This window comes from Streptomyces sp. NPDC022910 (assembly GCF_055561075.1).
Genome location: NZ_JBVHHL010000127.1, coordinates 1 through 6,103, shown reverse-complemented (window position 1 = coordinate 6,103; position 6,103 = coordinate 1). Strand labels below are relative to the sequence as shown.

Annotated in this window: 4 protein-coding genes and 2 pseudogenes; 2 read left to right on the top strand and 4 right to left on the bottom strand. The window is 66.1% G+C overall.

The window, feature by feature from the left end; all coding sequences use genetic code 11:
- A partial coding sequence (locus tag ACZ3TS_RS42300; protein WP_467628380.1) for an Hsp70 family protein occupies positions 1-1,158 on the bottom strand: 1,158 nt, incomplete at its 3' end.
- Positions 1,159-1,344: 186 nt separating this feature from the next.
- A pseudogene (locus tag ACZ3TS_RS42295) lies at positions 1,345-1,751 on the bottom strand (lipase maturation factor family protein); the annotation flags it as partial.
- Between the two features lie 3 nt (positions 1,752-1,754).
- On the opposite strand from ACZ3TS_RS42295, the pseudogene ACZ3TS_RS42290 reads away from it, so the two are divergent.
- Positions 1,755-2,720, top strand: a pseudogene (locus ACZ3TS_RS42290) (IS256 family transposase); the annotation flags it as partial.
- Positions 2,721-3,103: 383 nt separating this feature from the next.
- Here the strand turns inward: ACZ3TS_RS42290 and ACZ3TS_RS42285 are convergent.
- Together ACZ3TS_RS42285 and ACZ3TS_RS42280 are read right to left on the bottom strand one after the other, a co-directional pair.
- Complete coding sequence (locus ACZ3TS_RS42285) at positions 3,104-3,946, bottom strand: alpha/beta fold hydrolase (protein WP_467628377.1); 843 nt, start codon at positions 3,944-3,946, stop codon at positions 3,104-3,106.
- Between the two features lie 124 nt (positions 3,947-4,070).
- Positions 4,071-4,916 carry an oxidoreductase gene (locus tag ACZ3TS_RS42280; RefSeq protein ID WP_467628374.1) on the bottom strand — a complete coding sequence of 282 codons (846 nt, stop codon included), beginning with the start codon at positions 4,914-4,916 and terminating at the stop codon, positions 4,071-4,073.
- A gap of 62 nt (positions 4,917-4,978) precedes the next feature.
- Here ACZ3TS_RS42280 and ACZ3TS_RS42275 point away from each other — a divergent pair, with 62 nt between their 5' ends.
- Positions 4,979-5,566, top strand: coding sequence for a TetR/AcrR family transcriptional regulator (locus ACZ3TS_RS42275; RefSeq protein ID WP_467628371.1), 588 nt, complete (start codon positions 4,979-4,981; stop codon positions 5,564-5,566).
- The last annotated feature ends 537 nt before the right edge of the window (positions 5,567-6,103 follow it).

Sequence of the window (6,103 nt, the reverse complement as noted above, 5' to 3'; positions counted from 1 at the left end):
GGGCGAAGGCGTCCGCGAACTCGGCGGGGTTCTCGTGGAAGCGGCGGGAGATCGGCTCGTAGATCGGGTCGAAGCGCAGCGCCAGGTCCGTCGTGCCTGCAGGGCCGCGCCCACGGCGACGACCTCGTCGGGGTTGACGCCCTTGTGCGGGTCCTTGCCGGTCAGCTCCCGCACCAGCTCGGTCACCGCCGGCATCCTCGTCGAGCCGCCGACCAGGATGACGTGGTCGATGGCGGACACCTTGATCCCGGCGTCCTTGATCGCGTTGTGGAACGGCGTCTTGCACCGCTCCAGCAGATCCGCGGTCAGCTGCTGGAACTGGGCACGCGTGAGCTTTTCGTCCAGGTGCAGCGGCCCTTCGGCGGAGGCGGTGATGTAGGGCAGGTTGACCGTGGTCTCGGAGGACGACGACAGCTCGATCTTCGCCCGCTCGGCGGCCTCGCGCAGCCGCTGCACGGCCATCTTGTCCTTGCCCAAATCGACGCCGTAGTTGTTCTTGAACTGTTTCACCAGGTGGTCGACGATCCGCTGGTCCCAGTCGTCTCCGCCCAGGTGCGTGTCGCCGTTGGTGGCCTTGACCTCGACCACGCCCTCGCCGATCTCCAGCAGCGACACATCGAAGGTGCCGCCCCCGAGGTCGAACACCAGGACCGTCTGGTCGCTCTCCTTGTCCAGGCCGTAGGCCAGCGCGGCGGACGTGGGCTCGTTGATGATCCGCAGGACCTTCAGCCCGGCGATCTCCCCGGCCTCCTTCGTCGCGGTGCGCTGCGAGTCGTTGAAGTACGCCGGAACCGTGATGACCGCATCGGTGACGTCCTCACCGAGGTAGCCCTCCGCGTCCCGCTTCAGCTTCTGCAGCACCCGCGCGGAGATCTCCTGCGCGGTGTACCGCTTGCCGTCGATGCTGCCCGCGTCCGGGAACCGCCACTGCGCATCGCCCATGTGGCGTTTGACGGAGCGCACGGTGCGCTCGACGTTGGTGACGGCCTGGCGCTTGGCGACCTCGCCGACCAGGACCTCGCCGTTCTTGGCGAAGGCGACCACCGACGGCGTGGTGCGCGCTCCTTCCGTGTTGGTGATGACCGTGGGCTCGCCGCCCTCCAGCACGCAGACCACCGAGTTGGTCGTGCCGAGGTCGATTCCCACTGCACGTGTCATGGTTCTCTCCTCCATCGATGTCCCCTGCGTGAGGCAGGCGCCGGCGCCGGGCCGGAACGGGTGGCCGCCCGAGAGCCGTCCCGGTGGACGGCCGCCGGGGGGCGGGTGCCGCCGCCATGCCGACTGCCTGCGGTTGTGGCAGGGAATCTCACTTAGATTCTGGACAAACTTCGCTACCGTGCCTGGTCAAGTGATCCCGGTGTGCACCTCCTCGGGGGCTTTGGTGACGGGTGGGACGTAGTCGCCGACGAGCACGCGGTCCCACCAGGCGCCCGTCGCGCGCAGCTGACGCCAGCTGGTGAACCGGTACTCATACAGGCGGGCTCGGACAAAGGTGGGCGGTGCGTCGGGGAACGGGTTGCTGCGCAGCAGGCGCAGCACGGCCCGGTTGCCGTCGAGGAGCGCGAGGAGGAAGGCCGGCAGCCACGGTGCGGCGTACGCGGGGGAGAGGGCGGCGAACCACATCAGCCAGTCCAGGCGCAGGTGGTAGGGGCCACCTGCGGCGGCAGGCGCCGGATGCCGCCCGGCTTGCCCTTGAAGCCGTACTCCTTCCACACCGTGGCCTCGGTGATCTCGGGTTCGCTGGTGCCCTCGAAGTCCCCAAGGGGAAGCGGCGCCTGGCCCAGGTCGATGACATGATCCTGTCGCTGTACGCGCGAGGCATGACCACCCGGGACATCACCGCCCACCTGAAGGAGGTCTATGGCAGCGAGGTGTCCCCGGCCCTGGTTTCGAAGATCACGGACGTGGTGGCGGATGAGATAACTGCCTGGCAGAACCGGCCAGTTGACGAGGTCTACCCGATTCTCTACATCGACGCGCTGAGCGTGAAGGTCCGCGAGAGCGGCATGGTGGCCAACAAGTCCGCACACCTGGTCATCGGTGTCGACGTCGACGGGATCAAGAACGTGCTGGGGATCTGGCTCCAGGACGCCGAGGGCTCGAAGTTCTGGCTGAACGTGCTGACCCAGCTGAAGAACCGCGGCCTGCGCGACGCCCTGATCGTGTGCTGCGACGGACTCACCGGCCTACCCGATGCGATCAACACGGTCTGGGAGAAGGCCGTGGTCCAAACCTGTGTCACCCACTTGATCCGCTCGTCGATGAAATACGTCACCTATGGTGACCGCAAGAAGGTCGCCGCCGCGCTGAAGCCGATCTACACGGCCGCCACCGAGTCCGAGGCCCTGTCCGCCCTGGATGAACTGCGCACCGAGTACGGGCGCAACTACCCTGGTTTGATTGCCAGTTGGGAGCGTTCCTGGGAAGAGTTCATCCCGTTCCTCGCCTTCGACCGCGACATCCGCCGAGTGATCTACACCACGAATGCGATCGAGTCCCTGAACTACCAGCTCCGCAAGATCACCAAGACCCGGGGGCACTTCCCCTCCGACGACGCCGCGATCAAACTCCTCTACCTGGGTATCCGCCGCATCGAGGGTCGCCATATCGATGGCGACGGCCCCATCCCTCGCGGCCGCGTCCGCGGCACCGGCACCCTCGGCTGGAAGCGCGCCATGAACCACTTCATGCTCGCCTTCCCCGACCGTCTCCCCCTCTGACCCTGCAAGATCACAGCAAGTAACCACCCCACGGGCCCGACCAGCAAGAAGCCACACCTCTACATACACAAAGGAATTGACAACCTCTGAGCTGGTTCACCCCCTGAGCAATCGACGCACGCTCATAGCCCGCCCGAGGGACAAAAGGTCATACCGGACAGGGAGATCACGTGTCCGCCTAGTAGGAGATCAAATGTCCGCCCGGAGGGAGGTCGGCGTGTCCGTTGACATCACGGACGGTTGGCGGTCGTACTCCGATTCTCAGGGGCAGTCCTGGCCCTGCTCGACCGCGTCTTGGTGGTCGGCGCCGTCCCTGACAAGGATCGACAGCAGGGAGGGCCTCGGCGGGGTGGCGCAGGATCTTGCTCGGATCCACCGTGGGGTCACTGTTCGTGACCAAGGTCGCCGATGAACTCTGTCAGCAGGGTGGCGAACTGCTGCGGTGCCTCTTGGTGCGGAGCATGGCCGACGCCTTGGATCACTTGAACCTCGCCGCGCCACAGCGCAGGAATGTCCAGCTTGCGCAAGTAGTCGAGGCTGACCAGCTGCTCGTCGGCGCCTTGCAAGATTGCCAGCGGCCGGCGGAGCTCTGTGACGATCGTGATCTCGTCCGCGAACCGGGCCGCCGAAGCGCTGGACTGCAGCCCTGTGCGTGCCGCGCCGTCGGTGGCCAGGATGTCGGACACGAACTCGCCGGTGTCGAGCGGCGAGCCAGGCGCTATGAAGCTCTGAGCGGCCAGCATGGCCTCGGATTCGCTGACGTGCGCGGCGAAGAGCGCGCCTATCGCCGGGTTCGGCAGAAATGCCTCCGCCACCTGCGCAGGTGACGCGACCGGCGGCGCGCCGAAGATGACGAAGCCGCGTGCTTCCGACAGCATAGGCGCGGCCTCCATCGCGATCTGCCCGCCCATGCTCCAGCCGACGACGACCGCGTCGGGGAGACCGAGCTCCTGCGCGAAACCGGTGAGCACGGCCGCGTATCCCGGCAGCGAGTAGTCGGCACGGTCCCTGGCCGGCGCGGACTGCCCGTGACCGGGCAGGTCCGGCGCAAGGCAGCGAAACCGCCGGCCGAAATCACCATTCATCACCGGAAGCCAGGTCCTGGCGGATGACGAGTTGCCGTGAACGAAGATGACTGTGTGACTGTCGCCTTGGCTGCCTTGGTCGGCAGGGCTCTCCAGGTAGGAGATCTGCTGCCCGTCGATCTTTGCGCTCAGCTGTTTCACTCGACACCTCTCGGTTCCGCCAGCCGGTCTCCCCGGCCGCCGCCCAAAGCCTGGCTCGCTGATTCCAACCGAGTTGCCCCTCCAACAGAGCCGCGCTCGGTTCTTTTGCACCATCGGCGCACTGTCAAAGACTGAACGACACGCCTGTGAGCGTCTCCGAGGCATCCCAGAGTCGCCGGGCAAGCTCCGTGTCCTGCGCGGTCTCGGACCGGCCGATCAGTTCGGCTCCGCCGCGCATGTGCATCCAGTGTTCTGGGCCGGTGAAGCTGTCGCCAGGGAGGTCGCCGGTGGCGGCATACAGTACCGGCAAGGCGCCATGTTCCGGGTCCTGCGCCAGCAGGCGGAGCATCAGCCTGGTGACAAGCCCTGTCGACCGGTCGTAGATGTTCGTCGCGACGAAGCCGGGGTGCGCCGCGACCGCCAGCACGCTCGACCCGGCGGCCTTCAGCCGACGTTGCAGTTCGGACGAGAACAGCACGTTTGCCAGCTTTGATGTGGCGTAGGCGCGGGACTGTTTGTAAGGGGTGTGCTCCCAGTTGAGGTCGTCGAAGTTGATCCGCCCCATTCGCTCCGCTTGTGACGCCAGTGACACCACTCGTCCGGTGACGTGGGGCAGGAGCAGGTTCGTCAAGGCGAAGGGACCGAGATGGTTGGTACCGAACACCCGCTCGAATCCATCGGCGGTCCTCTCGAGCTCGGGGATTGAGACGCCTGCGTTATTGATCAGTAGATGGATCGGGCCCTGCCAGTCGGTGGCGAAACGGCGGATCGATGCCAGGTCGGCCAGGTCCAGTTGCCGCACCTCCGTGTCACCGGCCGTCGCTTCGGCGGCGCGCCTGCCCTTCGCCGTGTCGCGCACTGCGAACACGACGCGCGCGCCGTACCCGGCGAGCACCTTGGCGGTGGCGAGACCGATCCCGCTGTTCGCGCCCGTCACGATGACCGTCTTGCCGATCAGGTTGGGGTTCATGACGGCGACACTAGGCACTGTCTAGTAAATAGTCAACGCCTAGTTTCATATAGGGTGAAGGCGTGAAACCTAGGCCCTTCCACCACGGGAACCTGCGAGCCGCCCTGCTGGACCAGGCAGAGCGAACCTTGCGTGAGGACGGTATCGACGCGCTGTCGCTGCGCGAGCTGGCACGGCAGGCCGGCGTCAGCCACGGCGCACCCCGGAGTCACTTCATCGACCGGCAGGCACTGCTGGACGCGCTCGCGGAGCGCGGCTTCAACCGCCTCGCCGACGAAATAGGAGCAGCGATCGGTTCCGACGCCGTGGACTACAAGCAACGATTCCGCGCTGCCGCAGCCGCATACGTGCACTTCGCGGTCACTGACACCGCACTGCTGGACCTCATGTTCACCGCGAAGAACGGCAACGCCCCTGAGGGGCTGCGCGTCGCCTCAGAACGACTCTTCGCGACCTTCCGCAACCTGATCGACCGCAGTACCAAGGCCGGAGAACTCAAACCTCAGGACCCGCACCGACTACAACTGCTCCTCGCCGCCGTCATGCAAGGGATCGCGGTCCTCGTCAGCACCCGCCGAATCTCCACGGAGGACGGTACCTCCCTCATCGACGACGCGATCTCTCTCCTGGTCCGCGAACAGGACGGGTGAAGAGACAACGAGGCTGCGCCGCCCGTGGTCGAGAGCTTCCACTTGCTGAGGACCGAAGAGGGCGGCCCGCCCCGCACGGCGAAGCCGCGGGGTCCACTCCCATCCGACAGACCGGCCGGGCAAGCCACGACCTGAGCCGCGAGATCCACGGCGGGCTCCAGGTCGTGGAGAACTGGAACTCGGCGAACACTGTCCTGCACTACGGCAAAGACGGCGCGCTGACCGGCCCGGACAAAGGAGGGTCAAGGACCTCGTACTTCGCGGCGAGCAGTGGCGGAGCACCATTGTCTGTCGTCAAGGAGTAAATCGGGCAGCAGAAACGTCCGAAGTGACCTGCACGTCAGAGCCACCCAGAGAAGCGACTCCTCCCGGGCGTGAACGCCCGGGGTTCCTCGCTGGATCATGCTGAAGGTGGGAGGAAACACGGCTGCCGGGGCGAAGTGTGTCAAGCCCTGGGTTTCGTGGAGACTGAGTTAGCTGGCTTTCTGGAGTGACGCAGGAGGTTCGGCCGCGAGGTAGTGGGCGGCCTCTTGTTCG

What these genes read in the sequence shown, in the direction of transcription:
- ACZ3TS_RS42280 (WP_467628374.1), bottom strand. Translation starts at nt 4,916, where the DNA reads ATGAACCCCAACCTGATCGGCAAGACGGTCATCGTGACGGGCGCGAAC.